The organism is Plantactinospora solaniradicis (assembly GCF_042658085.1).
Taxonomy (GTDB): domain Bacteria; phylum Actinomycetota; class Actinomycetes; order Mycobacteriales; family Micromonosporaceae; genus Plantactinospora; species Plantactinospora solaniradicis.
In genome coordinates this window covers 539,715-563,006 of sequence record NZ_JBHSPR010000010.1, presented here as the reverse complement: position 1 = coordinate 563,006, position 23,292 = coordinate 539,715, and the positions used below count along the sequence as shown (strand labels likewise).

18 protein-coding genes are annotated in these 23,292 nt (G+C 70.7%); 13 read left to right on the top strand and 5 right to left on the bottom strand.

The genetic code is table 11. The annotated features are described in order from the left end of the window. Nucleotides 1–86: 86 nt before the first annotated feature. Complete coding sequence (locus ACFP2T_RS15065; RefSeq protein ID WP_377421826.1) at nucleotides 87–1,982, bottom strand: M14 family metallopeptidase; 1,896 nt, start codon at nucleotides 1,980–1,982, stop codon at nucleotides 87–89. A gap of 810 nt (nucleotides 1,983–2,792) precedes the next feature. Here ACFP2T_RS15065 and ACFP2T_RS15060 point away from each other — a divergent pair. The 3 genes from ACFP2T_RS15060 (at nucleotide 2,793) to ACFP2T_RS15050 (ending at nucleotide 5,175) form a co-directional block, all read left to right on the top strand. Beyond that, the gene (locus ACFP2T_RS15060) at nucleotides 2,793–3,398 is read left to right on the top strand and encodes a YbhB/YbcL family Raf kinase inhibitor-like protein (protein ID WP_377421824.1); all 606 of its coding nucleotides are present in this window, start codon (nucleotides 2,793–2,795) and stop codon (nucleotides 3,396–3,398) included. Nucleotides 3,399–3,533: 135 nt separating this feature from the next. After that, the gene (locus ACFP2T_RS15055) at nucleotides 3,534–4,325 is read left to right on the top strand and encodes a maleylpyruvate isomerase family mycothiol-dependent enzyme (RefSeq protein ID WP_377421822.1); all 792 of its coding nucleotides are present in this window, start codon (nucleotides 3,534–3,536) and stop codon (nucleotides 4,323–4,325) included. A gap of 106 nt (nucleotides 4,326–4,431) precedes the next feature. Then, entirely contained in the window at nucleotides 4,432–5,175 is a 744-nt protein-coding gene (locus ACFP2T_RS15050; RefSeq protein ID WP_377421820.1) for a leucine-rich repeat domain-containing protein, read from the top strand. 8 nt (nucleotides 5,176–5,183) lie between these two features. On the opposite strand, the gene ACFP2T_RS15045 is transcribed toward ACFP2T_RS15050, so the two are convergent. Next, complete coding sequence (locus tag ACFP2T_RS15045; protein WP_377421818.1) at nucleotides 5,184–5,903, bottom strand: siderophore-interacting protein; 720 nt, start codon at nucleotides 5,901–5,903, stop codon at nucleotides 5,184–5,186. A 159-nt stretch (nucleotides 5,904–6,062) separates the two neighbouring features. Between ACFP2T_RS15045 and ACFP2T_RS15040 the strand changes: the two genes are divergently transcribed. After that, nucleotides 6,063–6,671: a TetR/AcrR family transcriptional regulator gene (locus tag ACFP2T_RS15040; protein WP_377421817.1), complete on the top strand. Its 609-nt coding sequence runs from the start codon at nucleotides 6,063–6,065 to the stop codon at nucleotides 6,669–6,671. Nucleotides 6,672–6,825: 154 nt separating this feature from the next. Then, nucleotides 6,826–7,284: a hypothetical protein gene (locus ACFP2T_RS15035; RefSeq protein WP_377421815.1), complete on the top strand. Its 459-nt coding sequence runs from the start codon at nucleotides 6,826–6,828 to the stop codon at nucleotides 7,282–7,284. Between the two features lie 59 nt (nucleotides 7,285–7,343). Here ACFP2T_RS15035 and ilvD read toward each other — a convergent pair whose 3' ends face one another. After that, nucleotides 7,344–9,191, bottom strand: coding sequence for a dihydroxy-acid dehydratase (gene ilvD, locus ACFP2T_RS15030; protein WP_377421813.1), 1,848 nt, complete (start codon nucleotides 9,189–9,191; stop codon nucleotides 7,344–7,346). Nucleotides 9,192–9,366: 175 nt separating this feature from the next. Here ilvD and ACFP2T_RS15025 point away from each other — a divergent pair, with 175 nt between their 5' ends. The 6 genes from ACFP2T_RS15025 (at nucleotide 9,367) to serA (ending at nucleotide 19,044) form a co-directional block, all read left to right on the top strand. Continuing rightward, entirely contained in the window at nucleotides 9,367–11,868 is a 2,502-nt protein-coding gene (locus ACFP2T_RS15025; RefSeq protein WP_377421811.1) for a putative bifunctional diguanylate cyclase/phosphodiesterase, read from the top strand. Nucleotides 11,869–12,139: 271 nt separating this feature from the next. Continuing rightward, nucleotides 12,140–14,089 (top strand): acetolactate synthase large subunit, encoded by a 1,950-nt coding sequence (locus tag ACFP2T_RS15020; protein WP_377421809.1) that lies wholly within the window; start codon nucleotides 12,140–12,142, stop codon nucleotides 14,087–14,089. Between the two features lie 10 nt (nucleotides 14,090–14,099). Continuing rightward, the gene (ilvN, locus tag ACFP2T_RS15015) at nucleotides 14,100–14,615 is read left to right on the top strand and encodes an acetolactate synthase small subunit (RefSeq protein WP_377421807.1); all 516 of its coding nucleotides are present in this window, start codon (nucleotides 14,100–14,102) and stop codon (nucleotides 14,613–14,615) included. Nucleotides 14,616–14,684: 69 nt separating this feature from the next. Beyond that, nucleotides 14,685–15,698 (top strand): ketol-acid reductoisomerase, encoded by a 1,014-nt coding sequence (ilvC, locus tag ACFP2T_RS15010; RefSeq protein ID WP_377421805.1) that lies wholly within the window; start codon nucleotides 14,685–14,687, stop codon nucleotides 15,696–15,698. Nucleotides 15,699–15,862: 164 nt separating this feature from the next. Further along, the gene (gene mpgS, locus ACFP2T_RS15005; RefSeq protein ID WP_377421803.1) at nucleotides 15,863–17,167 is read left to right on the top strand and encodes a mannosyl-3-phosphoglycerate synthase; all 1,305 of its coding nucleotides are present in this window, start codon (nucleotides 15,863–15,865) and stop codon (nucleotides 17,165–17,167) included. Between the two features lie 272 nt (nucleotides 17,168–17,439). After that, a complete protein-coding gene (gene serA, locus ACFP2T_RS15000) occupies nucleotides 17,440–19,044 on the top strand; it encodes a phosphoglycerate dehydrogenase (protein ID WP_377421801.1) in 1,605 nt (534 codons plus the stop codon). Between the two features lie 61 nt (nucleotides 19,045–19,105). On the opposite strand, the gene ACFP2T_RS14995 is transcribed toward serA, so the two are convergent. Both ACFP2T_RS14995 and ACFP2T_RS14990 read right to left on the bottom strand, forming a co-directional pair. Further along, entirely contained in the window at nucleotides 19,106–19,459 is a 354-nt protein-coding gene (locus ACFP2T_RS14995; RefSeq protein WP_377421799.1) for a hypothetical protein, read from the bottom strand. A 380-nt stretch (nucleotides 19,460–19,839) separates the two neighbouring features. Further along, nucleotides 19,840–20,709: an FAD:protein FMN transferase gene (locus ACFP2T_RS14990; protein ID WP_377422845.1), complete on the bottom strand. Its 870-nt coding sequence runs from the start codon at nucleotides 20,707–20,709 to the stop codon at nucleotides 19,840–19,842. Nucleotides 20,710–20,937: 228 nt separating this feature from the next. Here ACFP2T_RS14990 and ACFP2T_RS14985 point away from each other — a divergent pair, with 228 nt between their 5' ends. Continuing rightward, a complete protein-coding gene (locus tag ACFP2T_RS14985; RefSeq protein WP_377422842.1) occupies nucleotides 20,938–21,969 on the top strand; it encodes a 3-isopropylmalate dehydrogenase in 1,032 nt (343 codons plus the stop codon). A gap of 203 nt (nucleotides 21,970–22,172) precedes the next feature. Further along, nucleotides 22,173–23,270 carry a branched-chain amino acid aminotransferase gene (locus ACFP2T_RS14980; protein ID WP_377422840.1) on the top strand — a complete coding sequence of 366 codons (1,098 nt, stop codon included), beginning with the start codon at nucleotides 22,173–22,175 and terminating at the stop codon, nucleotides 23,268–23,270. Nucleotides 23,271–23,292: the final 22 nt, after the last annotated feature.

Genomic DNA, 23,292 nt, shown 5'->3' with positions numbered 1-23,292 from the left:
GGACGTCGTCCCCGCCCGGTAGCGCGGGTGCCGGCCGGGACGTCGTCCCCGCCCCGGGACGGCGGGCGGGGACGACGTCGGTGACGTCACTTCAGGCGTGCCGCCGCGGAGTCGAGGCCGCCGCGTACGCTGACCGCCCGCACCGTGACCGATTCGCTGTCGGCCTTGGTCACCCGGAGCGTGACCCGCTGCTTCCGGCCGCCGTCCAGGTAGAACTGGGGAGCGTCGCCGACCAGTCTCGCGCCCTCCACCGCCACCGTGTCGGGGGCCACGATCTTGACCTCCTTCGCCTGCTCCAGCGCGGTGGGAATCCGGCCGGTGTTGGTGACGGTGGCCGTGATCTCGTGCGTCGCCCCGTCGGACTGCCCGGCCCGGAGCGGCTTGACACCGACCTGCGAGATCTCCACCTGTGGCAGCGACTCGGTCAGGTAGAGGTTGAATCTGGCCTGGTTCGCGGCCCACTCGCCGATCAGGTCGGGTGCCGGGTTCTGGGCCCAGAACTTGGGGTTGATCCCGCCGATCTCGACCTCGCCCAGCTCGGGGTGCTGGACCTTCGTCCAGGGCAGGAAGCAGTTGTTCCGGCGGTTTTCGACGCACCACCGCGACCGCTCCCAGTCGGCGAACCGCTCGTCTTTGTCGTAGTCGACGAAGTCGCCGCCGTTCCAGATCTCGTCGCCGTACCAGACCGCGCCGTACTGGAAGTAGCCGAAGTCGGGGCCGTGTCCGAACAGCGCCTCCGGGTCGCCGCCGTTGCGGGTGGCGTAGTCGATGTAGACGCTGCCGGAGTACCGGTAGCCGGTGAAGCCGACGCCGGCCCGGTCGAAGTGCTCGTAGAGCTTGCGGTCGTCGGTGTACATGCACTCGACCGGGTCGCACGTCGACGGACCGCGCAGGTGCATCGGAACCCGGGTGTCCATGCTGTTCACCGCGCCGATGTTGGTGTGCGACATCAGCCAGGTGTAGACGTGCCGGGTCTCCGGCTCCGACAGTGGGTACTCGCCGGCACCGGTCTGGGTCAGGTTCCGGCCGGTCTCGTCGTACCCGGGCATGACGTGCCAGTTGTACGGGTAGTTGCGGTGCAGGTCGAGGCCGCCGACGCCGTCCTCGTTGTCGCGGCCGTCACCATCGTTGTCCACGCCCTCGGAGGACATCAGGTAGTCGCCGTTGCCGGCGCCGACGCTGCGCATCACGATCTTGGCGGGATCGCGGTCGTCGATCACGTGGGTGCCCTTGCCGGCCCCGACGTACCTGCGTACCTGGCCCAGGTAGCCGTCGCCGTCGAGGTCCTCACCGGGGTCCTCGTCGAGCTTGCCGTCCCCGTCGTTGTCGGTCGGCCGGACCGAGGACCGGTTCGTCTGTGCGGTGTAGAGATACAGGTCGTGCCCGTCGGGATTGTTCACCGGCCGGATGTAGACGGCCTTGTCGTCGAGCAGCTTGTCCACCTGCCGGTCCTTGCCGGCGCGGCTGATCAGGTGGTTCGCCAGCCACAGTGAGCTCTCGGCCGAGGAGATCTCCCCGGAGTGCCGGTTGCCCTCGAAGAAGGCGGCCGGCTTGTCGGTGTCGGTACCGGTCGACTTGTCGGTGATGGTCACCTGGTAGATCGGTTGACCGCTGAAGCTCTCACCGACGATGTACAGGTCGACGATGTCCGGCCGCTGGTACGCCCACTTCTTGAGCCACCACTGGATCTCGATCCCGGTGTGGAAGTGGTCGAAGTCCAACTGTCCCGGTGACTTCGGCCGCACCTGGTCGTACCGGACGACGTCGAAGGTGCTCTCCCCGTCCCGTTCACCGGCGATGGTGATGGTCGGGGTGGTCGGGGTGACGCTGCCGGGGAAGGGCCCGGGGTCCTGCGGCGGTTGCAGGCCGATGGTGTACGTCGGAGCCGCGGACAGCTCGGCGTCGTCGAGCGCGCCGCCCTCGTCGTCGCTCCAGATGGGTGTACTCGCGATGACGAGGGCGGCGCCCGCCACCAGCGTCATCAGTTTCGAGGCGGGCCGGCGGAATCGGCCGGGCCGGACCGGCGGGGGTACGGGCGGAGGCGTCGCGTCGGAAGCGGAGTTCTCAGGGTGATCGGGTACGGATCGGGCGATCTCGGAGCCCACGGTAGATCTCCTGTCGTCACTTCGGTGCTGCGCTGCCCGGCTCGGGCAGGCGGGCACACTCCGTGTCGGGGGCGCCACCCAACGTTTACTCGCTTGCGATCACGTTAATGGAGGATCTTGTGAGTGTAAATATCGAGCCGCGCTGACCTGCGAGAAGTCCGACGTTCCCGAGGAACTGTCGCCGCAGCGCCGGCCGGTGGATCGCCCTGCTCCGGTAGGCCCGCTCCGGTAGGGCGGAGCCTGGATAGCCTGCCGCTTCCGCAACGACTGCCCGGATCCGAGGGAGCCCCATGCTTGCCGAGTACGTCCGTACCTCCGGGCCCGCTGCCGGTGCCGGTCCGGTGCGCGCGTACCTCCGGTCTGATGTCCTTCCCGCCTGAAGGTGTCGGTCCCGGGTAAGGGTGTCGGTCCGGAGTGGAAGGTGTCGGTCCGAAGTGGAGGCTGGGTCAGTTCCGTCCGGAGGGCGTCGGCCCCGGGCGGGGACGTCCTTCCGGGGCAGGGGATGCGACCGGCGGATGGCCGTTCGGCTATGTCGATGGGCACACCCGGCAGAGATGTCGCCGGGACCGGCAGAGAGTCGATCCAAAGCTGTCGGAGAGATCTGGGAGTGTGCTTCAGTGAGCGCTGGAAGCGCTCCCACCGGAAGGACCGACCGCGATGCCGACACCGTCTGCTGTGGACTGTGTGATGTCCGGTCGTCCAGAGCGGCACGGCCCGGTGGGCCGGCACGCGTCGCGTCGACCCCGTCGGGAGATCCGGGTTGCCGTGGTCGTACTGGCCATCGTCGGTGCGACGCTGTCCGGCTGCGGCGGGGACGATCCCGAGCCGGCCAGCACGGTGCCGCCGCAGCGGACGCTCACGGTGACCAGCCCGGCCTTCCAGGAGGGTGAACGGATCCCGGAGCAGTACACCTGCCGGGGCGCCGGCGAACGGCCCGTGATCGAGTGGTCGGGCGAGGTCGCCGAGGCGGTCTCGTTCGCGGTCGTCGTGGACGATCCGGACGCGCCCGGCTTCACCTATCTGCACTGGGTCGTCTTCGACATCCCGGCCGACACCCGCGCGCTGCCGGCCGGCGAGCTGCCGTCCGGGGTGCTGGAGGGACAGAACTCGGCCGGCCTCGCGACCTGGGCCCCGCCGTGCCCACCGAGCGGCCAGCACCGTTACCGGTTCACCGTCTACGCCCTGAAGGCGGACTCCGGCCTGGCCGCCGATGCCGAGGGGAACGAGGCCCGCAAGGTGATCGAGTCCCTCGCGGTCGGCACCGGCACGCTGACCGGGCTATTCGGCAACTGATCGCGCTGCCGCCGATGGCGTCGGGGTGGGCGCCGGTCGAAGCGGCGGCGCGTTGTCGGCGGCACCGGGCATGATTACTCTGTCCCGTCGGCCGATTCGGGGTCGGCGGCGTAGCACTCGGGAGACAGGAAGACCATGGCCACCTTTGCCGACCAGCCCATCGCCGCCCTGCGGTCGGGCCACGACGAACTCGCCGCGCTGGTCCGGGATCTCGGTCCGACCGACCTGGTCCGACCGTCCGGGGCCAGCCAGTGGCAGGTGTCCCAGGTACTGAGCCACCTCGGCAGCGGCGCCGAGATCAACCAGGCGAGCCTGACGGTGGCGCTCACCGGCGGGGAGGCCCTGGACAGCGAGTTCAACAAGCGGGTCTGGGCCCGCTGGGACGCCATGGCCCCGCTCGAACACGCCGAGGGCTTCCTCGAGGCCAACCGGCAGCTCGTCGAGCTGTACGAGTCGCTGGACGCGACCGTCCGGGAGAAGCTGCGGATCGACCTGGGCTTCCTGCCAGAGCCGGTCGACGTCGGCACCGCCGCCCGGTTCCGGCTCACCGAGTTCGCCCTGCACCAGTGGGACGTCGAGGTCGGCTTCAACTCGTACGCGACGGTGGCGCCGGAGGCGGTGCCGCTGCTCATGGACCCGATCGGGGCCCTGCTCGGTTGGGTCGCGAAGCCGGAGGCGCTCGCCGGCCGGCAGGTCAACCTGGCGTTGCGGCTGGACGACCCCGAGCGTTCGCTCGGGCTGCGGCTGGGTGAGCGGGTCGAGTTGACCGACGTGCCGGAGCAGCCGGACGGCGAGTTGGTGGCGCCCGCCGAGGCGTTCCTGCGGCTGGCCACCGGCCGCCTCTCGCCCGAGCACACCCCCGACGGGGTGACCGTGACCGGTCCGCTCAGCCTGGACGACCTGCGCAAGGTCTTCCCCGGCTTCTGAACCACCGCACCAGCGTCGGCCCCGGCCGCCCGTCCGGGTACGCCCCGCGCGCGGCCGGGGAGCCGTCGACGGGGCGATGGAGCGCCGGGCCGGTACGGTGCCACGGGTGACCCAGGAGATCAGCACCGACACCTGTAGCTGCCTCGGTCGGCAGCGGGCCCGGACGACGAGGCCGGTGCGCTTCCACGCCGAGCGTCAGGACACCTCGGCCCCTGGCTGGCGGCACCTGCTGGCGCTGGTGGAGGAAGCGGCCGCCGACGGGCGGGAGGAGTTCCGGCCGCTGGCCGCGCTGACGCCCGGACAGCGACGGCAGATAGTGACCCTGCCGCCGAGCATCGCGAAGCTCACCGAGGTCAGGCACCTCAACCTGTACGGCTCCAACCTGGTCCGGATCCCACCGGAGATCGGCGAGATGACGAGCTTGCGGCAGTTCACGCCGTACACCTCGTACCGGCTGCACTGGTTTCCGTACGAGCTGACCCGATGCGCCAACCTGCGTGGCAGCACGGTGAGCACCCGGGCGCTGTACGGCAACGTCAAGTACCGTCCGCCGTTCCCACTGCTACCGCCGCCCTCGGCGGGGGACGGTGAGCTCGACCCTGGACAGCTTGACCCCGGCATCCGGGGCGGCGAGGCGGTCCGGGGATGCAGCGTGTGCCGCCAACCGATCGGCCAGGCCGGTCTGCACCAGGTGTGGATCTCGCTGAGGGTCGGCGCCGACGTGCTGCCGCTGCTCGTGAACGCCTGCTCGGCCGAGTGTGTCGCGGCACTGCCGACGCCGGCCCGCGATCACGTGGGCGTTCCGCACACCGGCGGGCCCGACCTCCGGCAGCCGCCCGCCGATGGTTGAGCCTGGGATCAGTCCAGCCCTCGTCTGCCGGGTGCCCAGAAGGGTTTGACGACGATCTGGCGGCGGCTCCAACCGCGTTCCCGGACCAGGTGATCCCGGACCGCCTGGCAGGTACGCGCCTCACCGGCGAGGTAGGCGGTGCCCGGCCCGACGGGCAGGTCGAGGGTGCGCACGGCTCCGAGCAGTGTTCCGGGGTCGGCGGGATCGGCGTCGCCACGGTGGACCCAGGACAGGCGATGGCCGGGTGGCAGCGGTACCTCCCCGTCGGGGTCGTCCGTCGCGAGGACCCCGTAGGCCGGGGTCTGCGGCGGAAGGGCCCGCAGCATGGCGGCGAAGGCGACGGCGGCGGTTTCGTCGCCGATGAACAGGTGGTACGGCGACTCGCGTAGGGTCAGCCGCCCCTCCGGCCGGGACAGGGTGGCCAGTTGGCCCGGTCGCGCGGTCCGGGACCACTGCGCCCCGGGACCGTCGCCGTGGTCGAGGACGCAGAGGTCGAGGGCGCCCCGGGTGCGGTCGAGTTGCCAGACGGAGTAGGTCCGGCGGGCGTCGCCGGGGTGGCGGAGCCACTGCCGGGGCGGCGAGACGTTGACCCGTACGTGCTGTCCGGGCTGCCACGGGACGGTCTTGAGGCGCTCACCGGCGATGCGTACCCGACGCATCCGGCTGGTGATCTGTTCGACCTCCTCGATGGTGCCGGACAGGAAGAGCAGTTCTACCGGTCGTCTCATGCGTCAGGTCCTTCCTCGGTCGGTCGGGTCGTGAAGGCGGTGACCGCCATCCCTCTCGATGACGAGCGGAGACAAATACCGACCGACCGTCGGTCGGTAGTAGGGCACAACCTACCGACCGCTGGTCGGTTGTCAAGGCCGGCGCTAGGCTGCGGCGATATGAGCGGCACCAGACCGACGACCAGACGCCCGCGCGCGCCCCGGGCACCGGCCGAGCGACCAGCGCAGATCCTGGACGCGGCGGCCCGGGTACTGCTGCGGGACGGCGTCGACGCGACGATCGACGGCATCGCCGCCGAGGCCGGTCTGGGCAAGGGCACCGTCTACGAGTACTTCGGCTCGAAGGCCCAGGTGTTCACCGCGCTGCGCAACCGGTGCAACGAGCAGATCCTGGCCGCCGGCGCGGACGCGGTGTCGGCCTCGCCCACCACGTCCGCGTTGGATCGGGTACGTCGGTTCGTCGCCGGCATGTTCGAGTTCGGGATGGCGAACGCGTCGCTGGTGGCCCTGCTGTTCCACGAGGCCGGCATCGAGGAACGCGACGAACTCGGGCCGATCAGGGCGAGCCTGCTGGAACTGGTCCAGGAGGGCGTGGACGCGGGCGAACTGGCCGTCGACGATCCCGCCTTCACGGTCGAGTTCCTCCTGCACGGTCTGCACGGGGTGATGGAGACCGCGTTCGCCGGTGACGCCGCCGCCCGATCGGTGCTCGATCGCGTGGACGGGGTCCTCGCGGCCCTGCTCAATCCAGTCGAGCCTGGCGCCTGACCGGCTTCGGCTGATCTGGACCGGCATCCGCGGCCGCCTCCCTTGCGACCGGAAGCTGTGGCCGGGGCACCGTGCGCAGTTGACAGCCACCGGCGGCTACTTGACGATAGCTGTCAAGTAGCCGCCGGCAGTCGTCGAGTAACGAGGAGAGGCCGTGCCGCCCACTGGTGACGAGCTGGTAGAGCAGCTCATCCGAGCGATCGACATCCGGCTGCTCGATCCGCTGGAGATCCTGCTGGACGGGCACGACGCGATCGACGCGCTGCGGACGATCGTCCGGGTCCGGGCCGAGAACTGGGCGTACCGGCTGGTGAACGGCGACGACCGGGAAGCGCTCGGCACGGCGATGCGGATCGCCTCGACGCTCTATCCCGCAGACGGCCCGTTCGAGCCCCCGGTCGACTGGTGGCGGAGCCCGCTGGGCCAGACCGTCGTCCGGCGGGTCGGTCATCCCACCGCCGGATCGGTGTCGTACGCGGTGGCCGGTGCGATGCTCGGGATCACCCGACAGGGCGTCCACGACCTGGTCACCCGGGGAAAGCTGGTCCGTCATCCCGAAGGCGGCGTGCTGCCCTCGTCGGTCCGTGACCGACTTTTGGAGACCAATCCATAGGCGTTAAGAAGGGCCCCTCTTTCTACAGAAAACGATAAGAAGGGGCCCTTCCTTACACCTCAGTCGGGGACGCGGCGGTAGGCGCCGTCGCTGGCCGAGGTGGCCATCGAGGCGTACGCCCGGAGAGCGGCGGAGACGGGGCGCTGGCGGTCGAGTGGGGTGTAGGGGCGGTCGCGCTTCTCCTGGGCGATGCGGCGGGCTTCCAGGACTTCCGGGGCCACCGCCAGTTCCATGCTGCGGTTGGGGATGTCGATGACGATCTCGTCGCCGGTCTCGACCAGCGCGATGAGTCCGCCGCCGGCCGCCTCGGGGGAGACGTGTCCGATGGAGAGTCCGGAGGTGCCGCCGGAGAACCGGCCGTCGGTGATGAGGGCGCACTCCCGGCCGAGGCCGCGTCCCTTGAGGAACGAGGTGGGGTAGAGCATCTCCTGCATTCCCGGCCCGCCCTTCGGGCCCTCGTACCGGATCACCACGACGTCTCCGGCGACGATCTGCTTGCCGAGGATCGCGTCGACGGCCGCCTCCTGCGACTCGTAGACCTTGGCCGGGCCGCGGAAGGTGAGGCGGTCGGCCGGCACCCCGGCCGTCTTGACCACGGCACCGTCCGGAGCGAGGTTGCCGTGCAGGATGGCCAACCCGCCATCGACGGTGTACGCGTTCGCCTTGTCCCGGATGCAGCCGTCGACCGGATCGGTGTCCAGTTTGGACCAGCGGTTGCTGGTGGAGAAGGGCTCGGTGGTGCGGACGCCACCGGGAGCGGCATGGAACAGCTCGACCGCCTCCGGCGTCGGCGTGCCGCTGCGGATGTCCCAGTCGGCCAGCCATCCGTCCAGGTCGGGCGAGTGCACCGAGTGCACGTCCCGGCGCAGCAGGCCGGCCCGGTCCAGTTCACCGAGGATGGCCGGGATGCCGCCGGCCCGGTGCACGTCCTCCATGTGGTACTTGGGGGAGTTCGGGGCGACCTTGGCCAGGCAGGGCACCCGGCGGGAGATCTCGTCGATCTCGGCGACCCCGAAGTCCAGGTCGGCCTCCCGGGCGGCGGCCAGCAGGTGCAGCACGGTGTTGGTGGACCCGCCCATCGCCACGTCCAGGGCGACCGCGTTCTCGAACGCGGCCCGGGAGGCGATCGCGCGGGGCAGCACCGAGGCGTCGTCACCGTCGTACCACCGCTTGGCGATGTCGACGACCACCTTGCCGGCCCGCTCGAAGAGCGCCTTACGGGCGGCGTGGGTGGCCAGCACCGAGCCGTTGCCGGGCAGTGCGAGGCCGATCGCCTCGGTCAGGCAGTTCATCGAGTTGGCGGTGAACATGCCGGAGCAGGAGCCGCAGGTCGGGCAGGCGGAGCGCTCGATCTCACCGAGCTGCTCGTCGGTGACCGCGTCGTTCGACGAGGCGATCATCGCGTCGATCAGGTCGATCTTGTCGTGCACGATGCCCTCGATCGCCACCGTCTTGCCGGCCTCCATCGGGCCACCGGAGACGAAGACCGTGGGGATGTTCAGTCGCAGCGCGGCGAGCAGCATGCCCGGCGTGATCTTGTCGCAGTTGGAGATGCAGACGAGGGCGTCGGCGCAGTGCGCGTTGACCATGTACTCCACGGCGTCGGCGATGAGTTCCCGGCTCGGCAGGGAGTAGAGCATCCCGCCGTGGCCCATCGCGATGCCGTCGTCCACCGCGATCGTGTTGAACTCCCGGCCGACGCCGCCGGCCTCGGCGATCGAGTCGGCGACCAGGCCGCCGAGATCCTTGAGGTGTACGTGACCGGGCACGAACTGCGTGAAGCTGTTCGCGATGGCGACGATCGGCTTGCCGAAGTCGTCGTCGGTCATCCCGGTGGCCCGCCACAGCGCGCGGGCGCCGGCCATCGTCCGGCCATGTGTGGAGGTCTTTGACCGCAGGTCAGGCATTCGACAAGTGTGGCACTACGCCGGCCGTTCCGCCGCTGTGCCGGTCCGGGCGGTCCAGCAAGCGGGACGCCGGTGGCGCCGGGGGTCGCCGACCGAACGCCCCGATCGTCACCGTGATGCCCGAATGGGGGGTCTGTGCCCCAGATCGCGGATCAGGTCCGCGCGCCCCCATGGAATGCGATCGATCCGGCAGAGTGAATGTGTGCAACTCGCCTCCGGCGTACCGGCCCTCGCGGTGGCGACCGGCCTCGCGTCCTTCTGCGGGCCGGTCCTGCTGGCGTTCTCCGCCCGGCGCCACACCGGTGCCCGCCGGGTCGGACTCTGGCTGCTGGCCGCTGGTGGCGCGCTGGCGGCCGTCAGCGCCGGCGTCGGCCTGGTCACCATCCTCACGATGGCCGAGCACTGGAGTCATCAGCAGGCCCAGCGGACCGGACTGGCGACCCTCGTCGCGGTCGGCACGGCGGTGAGCGGAGTGCTGCTCTGCGCCGGTCTGCTCCGGTTGCCCGGTGCCGCCGAGACCGGCGCCGCGGCGCTCCGGCTCGTGCTGGACGGGCTGGTGATCGGGGCGGCGCTGTGGTTCGTCGGCTGGGTGCTGCTCGCCGAACCGACCCGGCTGCTCGGCGAACTCGCCCCCGCCGGTTGCCTGGCGATCCTGGTGGCCACCGTCACGACGGCGTTGGCGACCGGGCTCACCTTCATCGTCGGGGCGCGTTCGCGGTCGCCGCGACACGGCCTGCTGCTGGTCGGTGGCGGGGTGACGCTGGTGACCGGGTGCGGGCTGGCCATCGCCGCCGGAGTGTGCCAGGCGGGCCCGACCGTGGCGCTGGTCGGCGCGGTGCTGCTGCCCTGCGGTCTGCTGATGGTCGCCCGGGCCAGCCAGGTGACGGAGGCGACGGACGGGCCGGACGCGGACGTCATCCGACGCGGCACGGCGCACGCCTTCCTGCCGATGATGGCGATGGCCGTCTCCGCCGTCTACCACCTCGTGATCGGCGGCACCTTCACGATCTTCGCCGTGGTGGCCGGCATCGTCGAGGGATTCGGCCTGGTGGCCCGGCAGTACCTGGCGTTGAACGACGTGCGCGGCTACGCCAGCCGGCTCGCCGAGCGGGAGGCGCACTTCCGGGAACTGGCCCACACCGATCCGCTGACCGGGCTGGCCAACCGCCGGGGGCTGCTACGGGCCGTGCACCAGGAGACGGCCTCGGAGACGCCCTGGGTGCTGCTCGGGCTGGACCTCGACGGCTTCAAGAACGTCAACGACATGCGGGGGCACGACGTCGGCGACGCGGTGCTGATCGAGGTGGGCCGGCGGCTGCGGACCAACCTCCGCCCCGGTGACCTGGCCGCCCGGCTCGGCGGCGACGAGTTCGCGGTGCTGATGCGGGCCCGTCCGGCGGAGGCGCAGCGGGTCGCCGAACGGCTGCTCGGCGTCGTCGGATCGGCGTACCAGCACGAGGCCGGTGCGGTCTTCCTGTCGGTGAGCATCGGGGTCGCCGAGTCGGTCGGCATCGGCGAAGCCGAGCACACCGACGCGGCGGACGTGGAGACGTTGCTCCGCAACGCCGACCTGGCCCTGCGCTACGCCAAGCAGCGGGGCAAGAACCGCGTCGAACGGTACGACGTGGCCTACGACCGCCTGCTGCGTCGGCGTACCACGCTGGAGCACGAACTGCGCGGGGCGATCGAGCGCGACGAGCTGCACCTGGCGTTCCAGCCGGTGGTGGCGGTCCCCTCGGTCCGGCCGGTCGGCGCGGAGGCGCTGCTCCGCTGGCACCATCCGGAGCTGGGCAACGTCGGCCCGGACGAGTTCATCCCGCTCGCCGAGGAGTGCGGGATGATCGCCAAGCTCGGTGCCTGGGTGCTGCACCGGGCCTGTCACCAGCTCTCCATCTGGCTCGCCGACGGCCACGACGTCTGGGTCTCGGTCAACGTGTCCCCCCGGGAACTGCACGCCCCCGAGTACGTCGTCCAGGTCGCCGAGGCGCTGCGGGCGCACCGGGTGCCACCGCAGCGGCTGGTGCTGGAGGTCACCGAACACGCGGTGGCGACCGACCTGGACGAGCTGATCCGGCGGCTCCGGGCGCTGCGGCTGACCGGGGTGCGGATCGCCCTGGACGACTTCGGTGCCGGGTATTCCTCCCTGGGGCAGCTCCGCCGGTTGCCGATCGACATCCTCAAGATCGACCACAGCCTGGTCGCCGAGCCGGAGCCGATCCGGCAGCCGGGGCCGGGCGGCCGGGCCTTCGCGCCGATGGTCGACGTGGTGATGCGGCTCGGCCATCAACTCGGGCTGGAGGTGATCGCCGAGGGCGTGACCAACCCCACCGAACTCGCGGCCGTGGTCGAGGCCGGGTGCCGGTTCGGGCAGGGGCAGCTCTTCGGCTGGGGGGTGCCGGCCGAGCATCTGGAGGCGATGCTGGAGGCCGCCAGCCCACCCGAGGCCCGGTCCGCGCCGCCGGGCCGCCCGACCACGCCGCGGCCCCGCCCGCCGGCACCGCGGACCCCGGGCGATGCGCGCCCGTCCGGTACCCAGGTGGCGGACAGTCGCCCCAACGAGGCCGGGGCGACGTCCGACAACCGCCCGTCCGGGAACCGGAAGAAGCCCCGGCCCGGCGCGGACCCTGTCCAGAATGCGGGATCAGTTGACTCATCGCATGAGATGCGTCAGGCTTAGCCGCATGTCGCCGACCAGGTCCTTCCGAGTACTTATCTGAGCGCACTCTCGACCTCGAGAGTGCGCAGGCCCCGTGCATCAGCACGTGGGCCGTTTTTATTGGCCACGTACTTCGTTGGCAGGGCGGGCCACCTCCGTTGGCGTACCGGACCTGCCGGCTCGTGCGGATCCGGTCACGCCGGAGGTGAGTTGCCCGCCGAGGCGAGGCCCCACCCGCACCGCCCCCATACCTGGAAAAGAACACTGCTCCGAGCCGAAGGCCTGAATAGCCATGACGAGACCCACACCAGAGACCCTGGCCAACAGCGCACGCCGGCACCGGCCCGCTGCTGCCGAGGGTGTCAACGACCCCTCCCCCGACCAGTACCCCCGTCGACTCCGGCCGGGCGCCTCGGCGTCGGGCGAGGCGTCCGGCCCGCTCGGTGAGGCATCGGCCCGTGCCGCCGCCGCGAGCGGTCAGGTGGTAGCGCCGGTTCAGGTCTCCGGCGCCGGCTCACTGGTCAAGTCGTTGGAGGCGCTCGGGGTCGAGGTCGCGTTCGGCATCCCGGGCGGGGCGATCCTGCCGGCGTACGACCCGCTCTACGACTCGTCGGTGCGGCACATCCTGGTCCGCCACGAGCAGGGCGCCGGGCACGCCGCGACGGGGTACGCCCAGGCGACCGGCCGGGTCGGGGTCTGCATCGCCACCTCCGGGCCGGGAGCCACCAACCTGGTCACGCCGATCGCCGACGCGTACATGGACTCGGTGCCGATGGTGGCGATCACCGGTCAGGTGGCCCGGCCGGCGATCGGCACGGACGCCTTCCAGGAGGCGGACATCCAGGGCATCACGCTGCCGATCACCAAGCACAACTTCCTGGTCCAGACGCCGGAGGAGATCCCGCAGATCCTGGCCGAGGCGTTCCACCTGGCGTCGACCGGTCGGCCCGGCCCGGTGCTGGTCGACATCCCCAAGGACGTCCTCCAGGCGTCGACCACCTTCAGTTGGCCACCCACCCTCGACCTGCCCGGCTACCGGCCGACCCTGCATCCGCACGGTAAGCAGATCCGGGAGGCGGCCCGGCTGATGACCACGGCCCGACGGCCGGTGCTCTATGTCGGCGGCGGAGTGCTCAAGGCCGGTGCCACCGAGGGTCTGCGCAAGCTGGCGGAGCTGACCGGCATCCCGGTGGTCACCACCCTGATGGCCCGGGGCGCCTTCCCGGACTCGCACCCCCAGCACCTGGGCATGCCCGGCATGCACGGCAGCGTGGCCGCCGTCTACGGCCTGCAGAAGGCGGATCTGATCGTCGCCCTCGGAGCCCGGTTCGACGACCGGGTGACCGGCAAGCTGGACTCGTTCGCCCCGGGCGCGGCGATCGTGCACGCCGACATCGACCCGGCGGAGATCGGTAAGAACCGCGCCGCCGACGTGCCGATCGTCGGCGACGCCCGGTACGTGATCGACGAGCTGATCGAGGCGGTCCGGGCCACCGCGGCGGGCCAGTCCGGTGACGCGATCGACCGGACCGAGTGGTGGTCGCAGCTCGACGACCTGCGGGACCGCTATCCGCTCGGCTACGACGAGCCGACCGACGGCACCCTCGCCCCGCAGTACGTGATCAAGCGGCTGGGCGAGATCGTCGGGCCGGACGCCGTGTACGTCGCCGGGGTCGGCCAGCACCAGATGTGGGCCTCCCAGTTCATCTCGTACGAGAAGCCGTACACCTGGCTGAACTCCGGTGGGCTCGGCACGATGGGCTATGCCGTGCCGGCGGCGATGGGTGCGAAGGTCGGCAGGCCCGACACCACGGTCTGGGCGGTCGACGGTGACGGCTGCTTCCAGATGACCAACCAGGAGTTGGCCACCTGCGCGTTGGAGGGCATCCCGGTCAAGATCGCGGTGATCAACAACGGGAACCTGGGCATGGTCCGGCAGTGGCAGACGCTGTTCTACGGCGAGCGCTACTCGAACACGGATCTGGGCACCCACAAGCACCGGATCCCCGACTTCGTGAAGCTCGCCGAGGCGCTGGGCTGTATCGGGCTGCGCTGCGAGACCGCGGCCGACGTGGACAAGACCATCGAGGCCGCGATGGCGATCAACGACGCGCCGGTGGTGGTCGACTTCGTGGTCGGCAAGGACGCCATGGTGTGGCCGATGGTGGCCGCCGGCACCAGCAACGACGAGATCATGTTCGCCCGGGGAGTCCGCCCGGCCTTCGACGACGACGACCTGTGAGGCCGTAGACATGAGCAAGCACACGCTTTCGGTGCTGGTGGAGAACAAGCCCGGTGTCCTGGCCCGGGTCGGCGGGCTGTTCTCCCGCCGTGGTTTCAATATCAACTCGTTGGCGGTCGGCGAGACCGAGAACCCCGAGGTCTCCCGGATCACCATCGTGGTCAACGCCGACTCCTCACCGCTGGAGCAGGTCACCAAGCAGCTCAACAAGCTGGTCAACGTACTGAAGATCGTCGAGCTGGACCCGGGCGTCTCGGTGGCCCGCGAACTGGTGCTGGTCAAGGTCCGGGCCGACCGGGCGCAGCGGGCCCAGGTGCTGGAGACGGTGAACCTGTTCCGGGCCAGGGTCGTCGACGTCGCGCCGGACACCCTCACGATCGAGGCGACCGGTACCGCTGACAAGCTGGAAGCGCTACTGCGCGATCTCGAATCGTTCGGAATCAAGGAAATGGTGCAGTCGGGCCTGGTGGCCATCGGGCGGGGCTCCCGCTCGATCACCACCGGCTCGACGCTGCGGGCCGCCTGAACAGGGCGGGTCCCGCGTAACGAATGACAACGGCGGGCCCGCCTCGGGCCGCCGCAGGAGAGGAAAGTCATGACCGCTGAGGTGTTCTACGACGACGACGCCGACCTGGGGCTCATCCAGAGCAAGAAGGTCGCGGTGCTCGGGTACGGCAGCCAGGGCCACGCCCACGCGCTGTCGCTGCGCGACTCGGGCGTCGACGTGGTGATCGGTCTTCCGGAGGGGTCGAAGAGCCGGGCCAAGGCCCAGGAGCAGGGCCTGCGGGTGCTCAGCCCGGCCGAGGCGTCGGCCGAGGCCGACGTGATCATGGTGTTGGCGCCGGACACCGCGCAGCGGTCGCTCTACGCCGAGGCCATCGCGCCGAATCTGACCGCCGGCAAGGCGCTGCTGTTCGGCCACGGCCTCAACATCCGGTACGGCTTCATCACGCCGCCGGCCGACGTAGACGTGGCGATGGTCGCGCCGAAGGGACCGGGTCACCTGGTCCGCCGGCAGTACGTCGACGGCAAGGGCGTGCCCTGCCTGGTCGCGGTGGAGCAGGACGCCACCGGCACGGCCTTCCCGCTCGCCCTGGCGTACACCAAGGCGATCGGTGGGACCCGGGCCGGAGCGATCCGGACCACCTTCAAGGAGGAGACCGAGACCGACCTGTTCGGCGAGCAGGCGGTGCTCTGCGGCGGCGCGTCGGCACTGGTGCAGACCGGGTTCGAGGTGCTGACCGAGGCCGGTTACGCCCCGGAGATCGCGTACTTCGAGTGCCTGCACGAGCTGAAGCTCATCGTCGACCTGATGTACGAGGGCGGCATCGCCCGGATGCGCTACAGCGTCTCCGACACCGCCGAGTACGGTGACTACTCGCGGGGCCCGAGGGTGGTCGACGCCCGGGTCAAGGACGAGATGCGCAAGATCCTCTCTGAGATCCAGTCCGGCGAGTTCGCCCGGGAGTGGATCGGCGAGGACGACGCCGGCCGTCCCAACTTCACCAAGTGGCGGGCCGAGGGTGCGGCGCACCCGATCGAGGAGACCGGCAAGAAGCTGCGCGGAATGATGAGCTGGGTCGACCGGCCGATCACCGAGACGGCCTGATCTTCCTGGTCGCGACGGCGGCCCCGGGGTCGGTGACCGAGCCGACACCGGGGCGCCGCGGACGGTAGCGGGTAACCCGCCCGGTTACCGGATCTTGACCTGGGCCGTTACCGGATCATTGCCATTCGGCGTCCAATCGGTACCTGAACTGTTGGCATCAGGAAATGGTTGGCAGTTACGGGCGGTTAATGCGTCCGCTCGGGTACTGTCGCCGCATGCGTCTGGAGCAAACGCACCGCACCGAGCGTTTCGGCGCCGTTCGCATCCACGAACTTCAGCGGGTCATACAGCTGGACTCGGGAGATGCCACGGGGACAACCGGCGAAGGCATCGTCTCCCACGAGGCGATGCGCGCGATCGAGCGGCAAATGGTCATCGTCATTCCCTGCATGAACGAGACACGCAGAGTAATCGAAGGCGTGCTCTCGGGGATTCCTCATGATTGTTTGATCGTGCTCGTCTCGAACAGCGCCCGACATCCCGTGGATCGCTACGAGATCGAGGTGCAGACGCTGGAGCAGTACTGCCGGGCGGCCGAACGGCCGGCGATCGTGCTGCACCAGCGGGATCCGGGGGTGGCCGCGGCGTTCAAGGCGGCCGGCATGCCGGAGTTGATCGACGACGAGGGACTCGTCCGGGCCGGTAAGGGCGAGGCGATGCTGATCGGCATGGCGGTCGCCGCGCTGACCGGCCGGCGGTACGTCGGATACATCGACGCGGACAATTACGTACCGGGCGCCGTGCACGAGTACGTCAAGGTCTACGCCGCCGGCCTGCACCTCGCGGCCAACCCGTACGCGATGGTCCGGATCTCCTGGCACTCGAAACCGAAGCTGCGGGACGGCCGACTCTTCTTCAGCCGCCGTGGCCGGAGTTCCGAGATCACCAACGAGTTCCTGAACCGACTGGTCGCCGAGTATTCCGGCTTCGGTACCGAGGTGATCGCCACCGGCAATGCCGGCGAACACGCGCTCAGCCTGGACCTGGGGCTGCGGATGCGGCTGGCCGGCGGGTTCGCCGTGGAGCCGTTCGAGTTCGTGGAACTGTTCGAGCAGTTCGGCGGGGTGCTCGAGAGTGCGCATCCCGAGGTGATGGCGAGTTCGGTGCCGGTATTGCAGATCGAGACCCGGAACCCGCACTTCCACGACAACAAGGGCGAGGACCACGTCCAGGGCATGCGGATGCAGGCCCTCAACGTGCTCTACCACTCGCCGGTCTCGCTTCCGCCGGTCCGGCAGGCGATCCTCGATTTCATGGTCGCCCAGGGGGCGCTCGCGCCGGGGGAGGAGCCGCCCCGGGAGCGGATCTATCCGCCGGTCGGCTCGCTCGACCTGGACCTGCTGCAGGACGTGCTGGAGACCGAGGCGGGGACCTTCCGGCAGATCGGCGCCGCGGCGCGGGTGACCCAGTTGCGGCCACGCCAGGTCCTGCCCGGGCTGTCCGCACCGGAAGTGGTCACCTCGGCCTGAGCCGTACCGGGGGTGAGTCCGGCCACGTCGGTGCGCGAACGGAGCGCGCGTTTCCACCGGCCAGGTCGGGGCGCGCGGGCCCGTCCGGCAGCTGTCGGACGGGCTTGTGAGGGCACTCACGCGGGGCTGTGGGCCACCGTGCGCAGCACGACGCCTACGATCGCAGATAGGTGCGTCCGCACCGTAGGGACTCACCCGTTTGGCGGAGCGCGGGACGCAGAGCGGCGCCCACGTGGCCGCAGACCTCGCCCGGCCGACATATACGAGGACCAATGACTCCCGTCGTACTGATCGCTGAAGAGCTCGCTCCCGCCGCCATCGACGTGCTCGCGCACGATTTCGACGTACGCCACGTCGACGGCACCGACCGCCCGGCCCTGCTCAGCGCGCTCTCCGAGGCCGACGCGGTCATCGTGCGCAGCGCCACCCAGGTCGACGCCGAGGCCATCGCCGCGGCGCCGCGGCTCAAGGTGATCGCCCGAGCGGGGGTCGGGCTGGACAACGTCGAGGTGCCGGCCGCCACCGCCCGGGGCGTGATGGTGGTCAACGCACCGACCTCCAACATCGTCTCGGCCGCCGAGCAGGCCCTCGCGCTGCTGCTCGCGGTGGCCCGGAACACCGCCAGCGCCAGCGCGGCGCTGAAGGCGGGGGAGTGGAAGCGGTCCAGGTACACCGGAGTCGAGATCCAGGGCAAGACGGTCGGCGTGGTCGGCCTCGGCCGGATCGGCGTGCTCTTCGCCCAGCGGATCGCGGCCTTCGGCACCCGGCTGATCGCGTACGACCCCTACGTCCAGCCGGCCCGGGCGGCGCAGCTCGGGGTACGGCTGGTCGGCCTGGAGGAGCTGCTCCGGGAGAGTGACTTCATCTCCATCCACCTGCCGAAGACCCCGGAGACGGTCGGGCTGATCGGCGAGAAGGAACTGACGCTGGTCAAGCCGGGCGTACGGATCGTCAACGCGGCGCGCGGCGGGCTGATCGACGAGCAGGCCCTGGCCGACGCGATCGCCGAGGGACGGGTCGGCGGTGCGGGCATCGACGTGTACTCCAAGGAGCCCTGCACGGCGTCCCCGCTGTTCGCCTTCGACAACGTGGTGGCGACGCCGCACCTGGGCGCCTCGACCGCCGAGGCCCAGGACAAGGCCGGCTTGGCCGTCGCCCGGAGCGTCAAGCTCGCGTTGCAGGGCGAGTTCGTGCCGGACGCGGTCAACGTGCAGGCCGGCGGCGTGGTCGCCGAGGACGTCCGGCCGCTGCTTCCGCTGGCCGAGAAGCTGGGCAAGGTCTTCACCGCGGTCGCCGGCGGGGTCGCCGCCAGCGTGACCATCGAGGTACGCGGCGAGATCGTCGCCAACGACGTCTCGGTGCTGAAGCTGGCCGCCACGAAGGGTCTGTTCACCTCCGTGGTCGAGGAGCAGGTGAGCTACGTCAACGCCCCGCTGCTGGCCGCCGACCGGGGCGTGACGGTGGCGCTGACCACCCACGCGGAGACCGTCGACCACCCGAACCTGGTCACCGTGCGGGGCGCCCTGCCGGACGGCCGGACCGTCTCGGTCTCCGGTACCACCGTGCACACCAGCACCCGGGACGTGATCAAGCTGACCGAAGTGGACGGGTTCGACCTGGAGCTCGGCGCGGACGGGATCCTGCTGTTCTTCCGCTACGCCGACCGGCCGGGCGTGGTCGGCACCGTCGGCTCGATCCTCGGCGAGCAGGGTGTCAACATCGCGGCGATGCAGGTGGCCCGGCGGTCCGCCGGTGGCGAGGCGCTGATGACCCTGACCGTCGACTCGGCGATCGCGGCGGACCTGCTCAACTCGGCGGCCGAGTCGATCGGTGCGGTGGCGGCGAGCGCCGCCGACCTGCGCGACGAAGAGGCGTGACGGGAGAGTCTCTCTGATATCCCGGACGGGGCGAGCCGCAGGCAGGCCGCCCCGTCCGTCGTCAGCCGGTCACAGTGGTCGGTGGCGGGTAGACGGAACCGTCCTGTGGATCCAGCAGCAGCAGGCCGTGCACGCCGGCCAGCCGTTCGATGTCGAGCAGCACCTCGTCCGCACAGGACTCGTCGAGGTTCATCTCGACGTGGTCCGCCGCGACGTGCAGCGGGATCACCGCCCACGGCGTACCCCGACCCGGTTGGTCGGGGTATCGGGCGGTGACTGCCCGGTAGAAGGACGAGATCCGTGGCTCCAGGGCGCCGTTGACGTGGTGTCCCTGGCGGCACCGGTCGTGGGCCGCCCGTACGTCGATCGGCGAGGCGCCGTGCCCGAGGGCCCATACGATCAGATCGAAACTCACGGAGGTACAGGGTGCCATCCCGAAGCGTGGGCGTTCGCCGTATACCGGCCGACACGCGGAAGGGCAACTCTTGCGGGGACTCACGTCGGGTCGATAGCGTATTGACGCGGATACCCGGCGAGTTCCTAGGCGTGGACTCGTCTTCGGGTGATGAGGCGTCGCGCCGGCCGGGTAGCCAGCACCCCCGTGTGCGCGAGCCACGCGCACTCGTCGCTGATCGGCCCCCGCGACCGTTGCCGAGATCGCGGGGGCCGATCGCGTCCGGGCGGGTGGGCGAGGGCCGGCCTCGACGTCATCGTCACGGCACTCGGCTGATCAAAAGGACAGGACGCGACTGGTCAAGCCACGACGTGGCTGGGGTCGAGGGAGGACCCGGCTGATCAGGCAGGTCGGCGTGCGGTGGCGAAGAGTGCCCGGTAGCCGTCCTTCGTGGGGAACCAGTCCAGGCCTGCCCGACCGGCGGCGAACAGGGCGGTCGCGTAGCCGTCGGCGACCGCCAGGTCGGGTCCGGTGACCGTCGCCGCGACCAGCCGGTTGGCCGGCTCGCCGGTGTGCGGGTCCACCACGTGGTCGCGCCGTCCGGCGACCCCGGAGGTGCCGATCGCGCCCGACGTCATCTCCAGCATCATGGGCGGGCGGTCGTTCTCGGTCGGATGGTGTACCGCGATCCGCCACGGCCCGCCGTGCGGGGCGTGGCCGCGTACCGTCAGGTCGGCACCGCTGACCACGGCGTAGTCCTCGATCCCGGCGGCCCGCAGCCGTGCGGCGGCCCGCTCCACCGCCCAGCCGACCAGCAGTCCGCCCGGGTCGAAGCCGCCGGGCACCGCCCAGGCGTCGAACCAGCCGTCCGTGGCCGCCCGCATCGCGGCGCAGCGCGCGACGATGTCGGCCAGCGGCGGGTACGCCTCGGCCGAGATCTCGGCACGGCGCAGCCGGGAGACGAGGCTGGCCGGTCGGGCCGGGCTGTAGGTGAGGTCGATGGCCCGCAGTTCGGCGACCGCGTCCCGCAGCGCGTCGCCGACCCCCCGCCAGCCGACCTCGCCGACCCCGTTCAGTACCAGGGTGTATTCGGCGATGGACGTCTGCACCGTGTGTCGCGCGACCACCCTGTCGGCGAGCGCCGCACCCGGTCGAACGTTCCGCCTACCGGCACCCAGCCGCAGGTCGGGCCGTCCCCGGCCCACGGCGGGCGCCGGAGACAGACCTCGGCGATGCTGGCCCCGGCCCCGGCCACCCCCCGGGATCCGCATGTTCGCCCCCTGGATCCGCATGTCCGCCCCCTGGATCCGCATCTTGCTCCTCGCCCTCCTCGGGCCATTGCCGCTCACGATAAGCAGCGAACATGGCTACACCATGAATGCTCCCTGAGAAGGTCCTGTGCAGTTGGGTTCCCAGATTTTGGGAGGAGCGTACCGGGAGCCGGGACGGTCCCTTAACGTTCCTTAGACACGACGAAGGCAAGGGAGCTGGACGTGGCGGTGGCGCGGATCGCGGTGGTGGCTGGTGACGGCATCGGGCCGGAGGTGGTCGCGCAGGCCCGAAAGGTGCTCGACACCGTCCTGCCGGGCATCGAGGCCACCGAGTACGACCTCGGCGCGGCACGATACCACCGCACCGGTGAGGTGCTCCCGGACTCCGTGCTCGCGGAGCTGGCCGGTTACGACGCCATCCTGCTCGGCGCGGTCGGCGACCCCACCGTTCCGCCGGGCGTGCTGGAACGCGGCCTGCTGCTCAAGCTGCGGTTCGAGTTCGACCAGTACGTGAACCTCCGGCCGTCTCGCCTCTGGCCCGGCACGACGGGCCCGCTGGCCAGCGTGAAGCCGAACGAGATCGACCTGGTCGTCGTCCGGGAGGGCACCGAGGGCCTGTACGCCGGCGCCGGAGGCGTCCTGCACCGGGACACCCCCGCCGAGGTGGCCACCGAGGAGAGCCTGAACACCCGGCACGGCGTCGAGCGGGTGATCCGCGACGCGTTCGCCCGCGCCGGTCGCCGGGAACGCCGCAAGGTGACCCTGGTCCACAAGACCAACGTGCTGACCCACGCCGGCTCGCTCTGGGCCCGTGCCTTCGCCACGGTCGCCGCCGAGCACCCCGACATCGAGACCGAGTACCAGCACGTCGACGCCGCCGCGATGTTCCTGGTCACCCAGCCGCAGCGCTACGACGTGGTGGTCACCGACAACCTCTTCGGCGACATCCTGACCGACATCGCCGCCGCCGTCACCGGTGGAATCGGCCTGGCGGCGAGTGGCAGCATCAACCCGGAACGGGCGTACCCGTCGATGTTCGAGCCGGTGCACGGCTCGGCGCCGGACATCGCCGGCCAGGGGGTGGCGGACCCCGCCGCCGCCGTCCTCTCCACCGCGCTGCTCCTGGACCACCTGGGCCACCCCGACGCCGCCCGCCGAGTAACCGAGGCGGTCGCCGCCGAACTGGCCGCCCGTACCTCGGGCACGCCGCGGCGTACCGCCGAGATCGGCGACCGGCTCGCCGCCCACGTGGCGTCCTGACCCGGTAGCTCCACCAGACGCTCCCCGCCCGCCCACCAGAGGTCCGTGCCGTTGCCGGATCTGCACGAAGGTGCGGGTGGTGAGTTCTCCGGTCGACCGGAGGGTCGAGGTTGAACGACCGTTCGGGTAAGTTTCAGTCACGAGTCTTACTTTCCCGGCCCACCCATGCCTGGGTGCCGGTTCCCCGCATGGAGGTCAGCGCGATGAGCGGTGGTGACAAGCTCGACTTCGAGATCCGTCCGAATCCTCAGCCGGTAGCCCCCGCCGAGCGCGATGCGCTGATGGCGAACCCGGGATTCGGTCGGGTCTTCACCGACCACATGGTCATCGTCCGGTACGCCGAGGGCAAGGGCTGGTACGACGCCCGGGTGGAGGCCCGGGCGCCGATCCCGATGGACCCGGCCAGTGCCGTGCTCCACTACGCCCAGGAGATCTTCGAGGGGTTGAAGGCGTACCGCGCCGTCGACGGCTCGGTGACGATGTTCCGGCCGGACGCGAACGCCGCCCGGTTCGCGGACTCGGCCCGCCGGATGGCGATGCCGCCCCTGCCGCAACAGGTCTTCCTCGACTCGCTGCGCCACCTGATCGAGATCGATCGGGCCTGGCTGCCGACCTCCGAGGAGGGCAGCCTCTACCTCCGGCCGTTCATGTTCGCCAACGAGGTCTTCCTCGGGGTGCGCCCGTCCAACGAGTACCTCTACGTGCTGATCGGCTCGCCGGTCGGCTCGTACTTCCCCCGGGGCGTGCAGCCGGTGAACGTCTGGGTCTCTCCGACGTACACCCGGGCGGCACCGGGCGGCACCGGCGAGGCCAAGTGCGGCGGCAATTACGCCGCCTCGCTGGCCGCCCAGGCCGAGGCGATGGAGCACGGCTGTGAGCAGGTGGTCTTCCTGGACGCCGTGGAGCGTAGGTACGTCGACGAACTGGGCGGGATGAACATCTTCTACGTCTACGACGACGGCTCGCTGGTCACCCCGCCGCTGGGCGGCACCATCCTGCCGGGCATCACCCGGGAGTCCGTGATGACCCTGGCCCGGGCGGCGGGGCGGACCGTGGTCGAGCGGCCGGTGGCGTTCGAGGAGTGGCAGGCCGACGTGGCCAGTGGACGGCTCCGCGAGGTGTTCGCCTGCGGCACGGCCGCGGTGATCACGCCGATCGGCGTCGTGCGCCATCCCGACGGGGAGTTCAGCATCGCCGACGGCCGTCCGGGAGAGGTCACGATGGGCCTGCGGCAGACTCTGGTCGACCTCCAGCGGGGGCGGGCCGAGGACGTCAACGGCTGGATCCACCACATCCGCTGACCCCGCCACACCGGATCGCGCC

Coding starts and splice junctions, on each gene's coding strand:
- ACFP2T_RS15065 (WP_377421826.1), bottom strand. CDS start 1,982: ATGACGCTGGTGGCGGGCGCCGCCCTCGTCATCGCGAGTACACCCATC.
- ACFP2T_RS15025 (WP_377421811.1), top strand. CDS start 9,367: ATGCGATCGATCCGGCAGAGTGAATGTGTGCAACTCGCCTCCGGCGTA.
- ACFP2T_RS14980 (WP_377422840.1), top strand. CDS start 22,173: ATGAGCGGTGGTGACAAGCTCGACTTCGAGATCCGTCCGAATCCTCAG.
- mpgS (WP_377421803.1), top strand. CDS start 15,863: ATGGTTGGCAGTTACGGGCGGTTAATGCGTCCGCTCGGGTACTGTCGC.
- ilvN (WP_377421807.1), top strand. CDS start 14,100: ATGAGCAAGCACACGCTTTCGGTGCTGGTGGAGAACAAGCCCGGTGTC.
- ACFP2T_RS15045 (WP_377421818.1), bottom strand. CDS start 5,903: ATGAGACGACCGGTAGAACTGCTCTTCCTGTCCGGCACCATCGAGGAG.
- ACFP2T_RS15055 (WP_377421822.1), top strand. CDS start 3,534: ATGGCCACCTTTGCCGACCAGCCCATCGCCGCCCTGCGGTCGGGCCAC.
- ACFP2T_RS15060 (WP_377421824.1), top strand. CDS start 2,793: ATGTCCGGTCGTCCAGAGCGGCACGGCCCGGTGGGCCGGCACGCGTCG.
- serA (WP_377421801.1), top strand. CDS start 17,440: ATGACTCCCGTCGTACTGATCGCTGAAGAGCTCGCTCCCGCCGCCATC.
- ACFP2T_RS15020 (WP_377421809.1), top strand. CDS start 12,140: ATGACGAGACCCACACCAGAGACCCTGGCCAACAGCGCACGCCGGCAC.
- ACFP2T_RS15040 (WP_377421817.1), top strand. CDS start 6,063: ATGAGCGGCACCAGACCGACGACCAGACGCCCGCGCGCGCCCCGGGCA.
- ACFP2T_RS14990 (WP_377422845.1), bottom strand. CDS start 20,709: ATGCGGATCCCGGGGGGTGGCCGGGGCCGGGGCCAGCATCGCCGAGGT.
- ilvD (WP_377421813.1), bottom strand. CDS start 9,191: ATGCCTGACCTGCGGTCAAAGACCTCCACACATGGCCGGACGATGGCC.
- ilvC (WP_377421805.1), top strand. CDS start 14,685: ATGACCGCTGAGGTGTTCTACGACGACGACGCCGACCTGGGGCTCATC.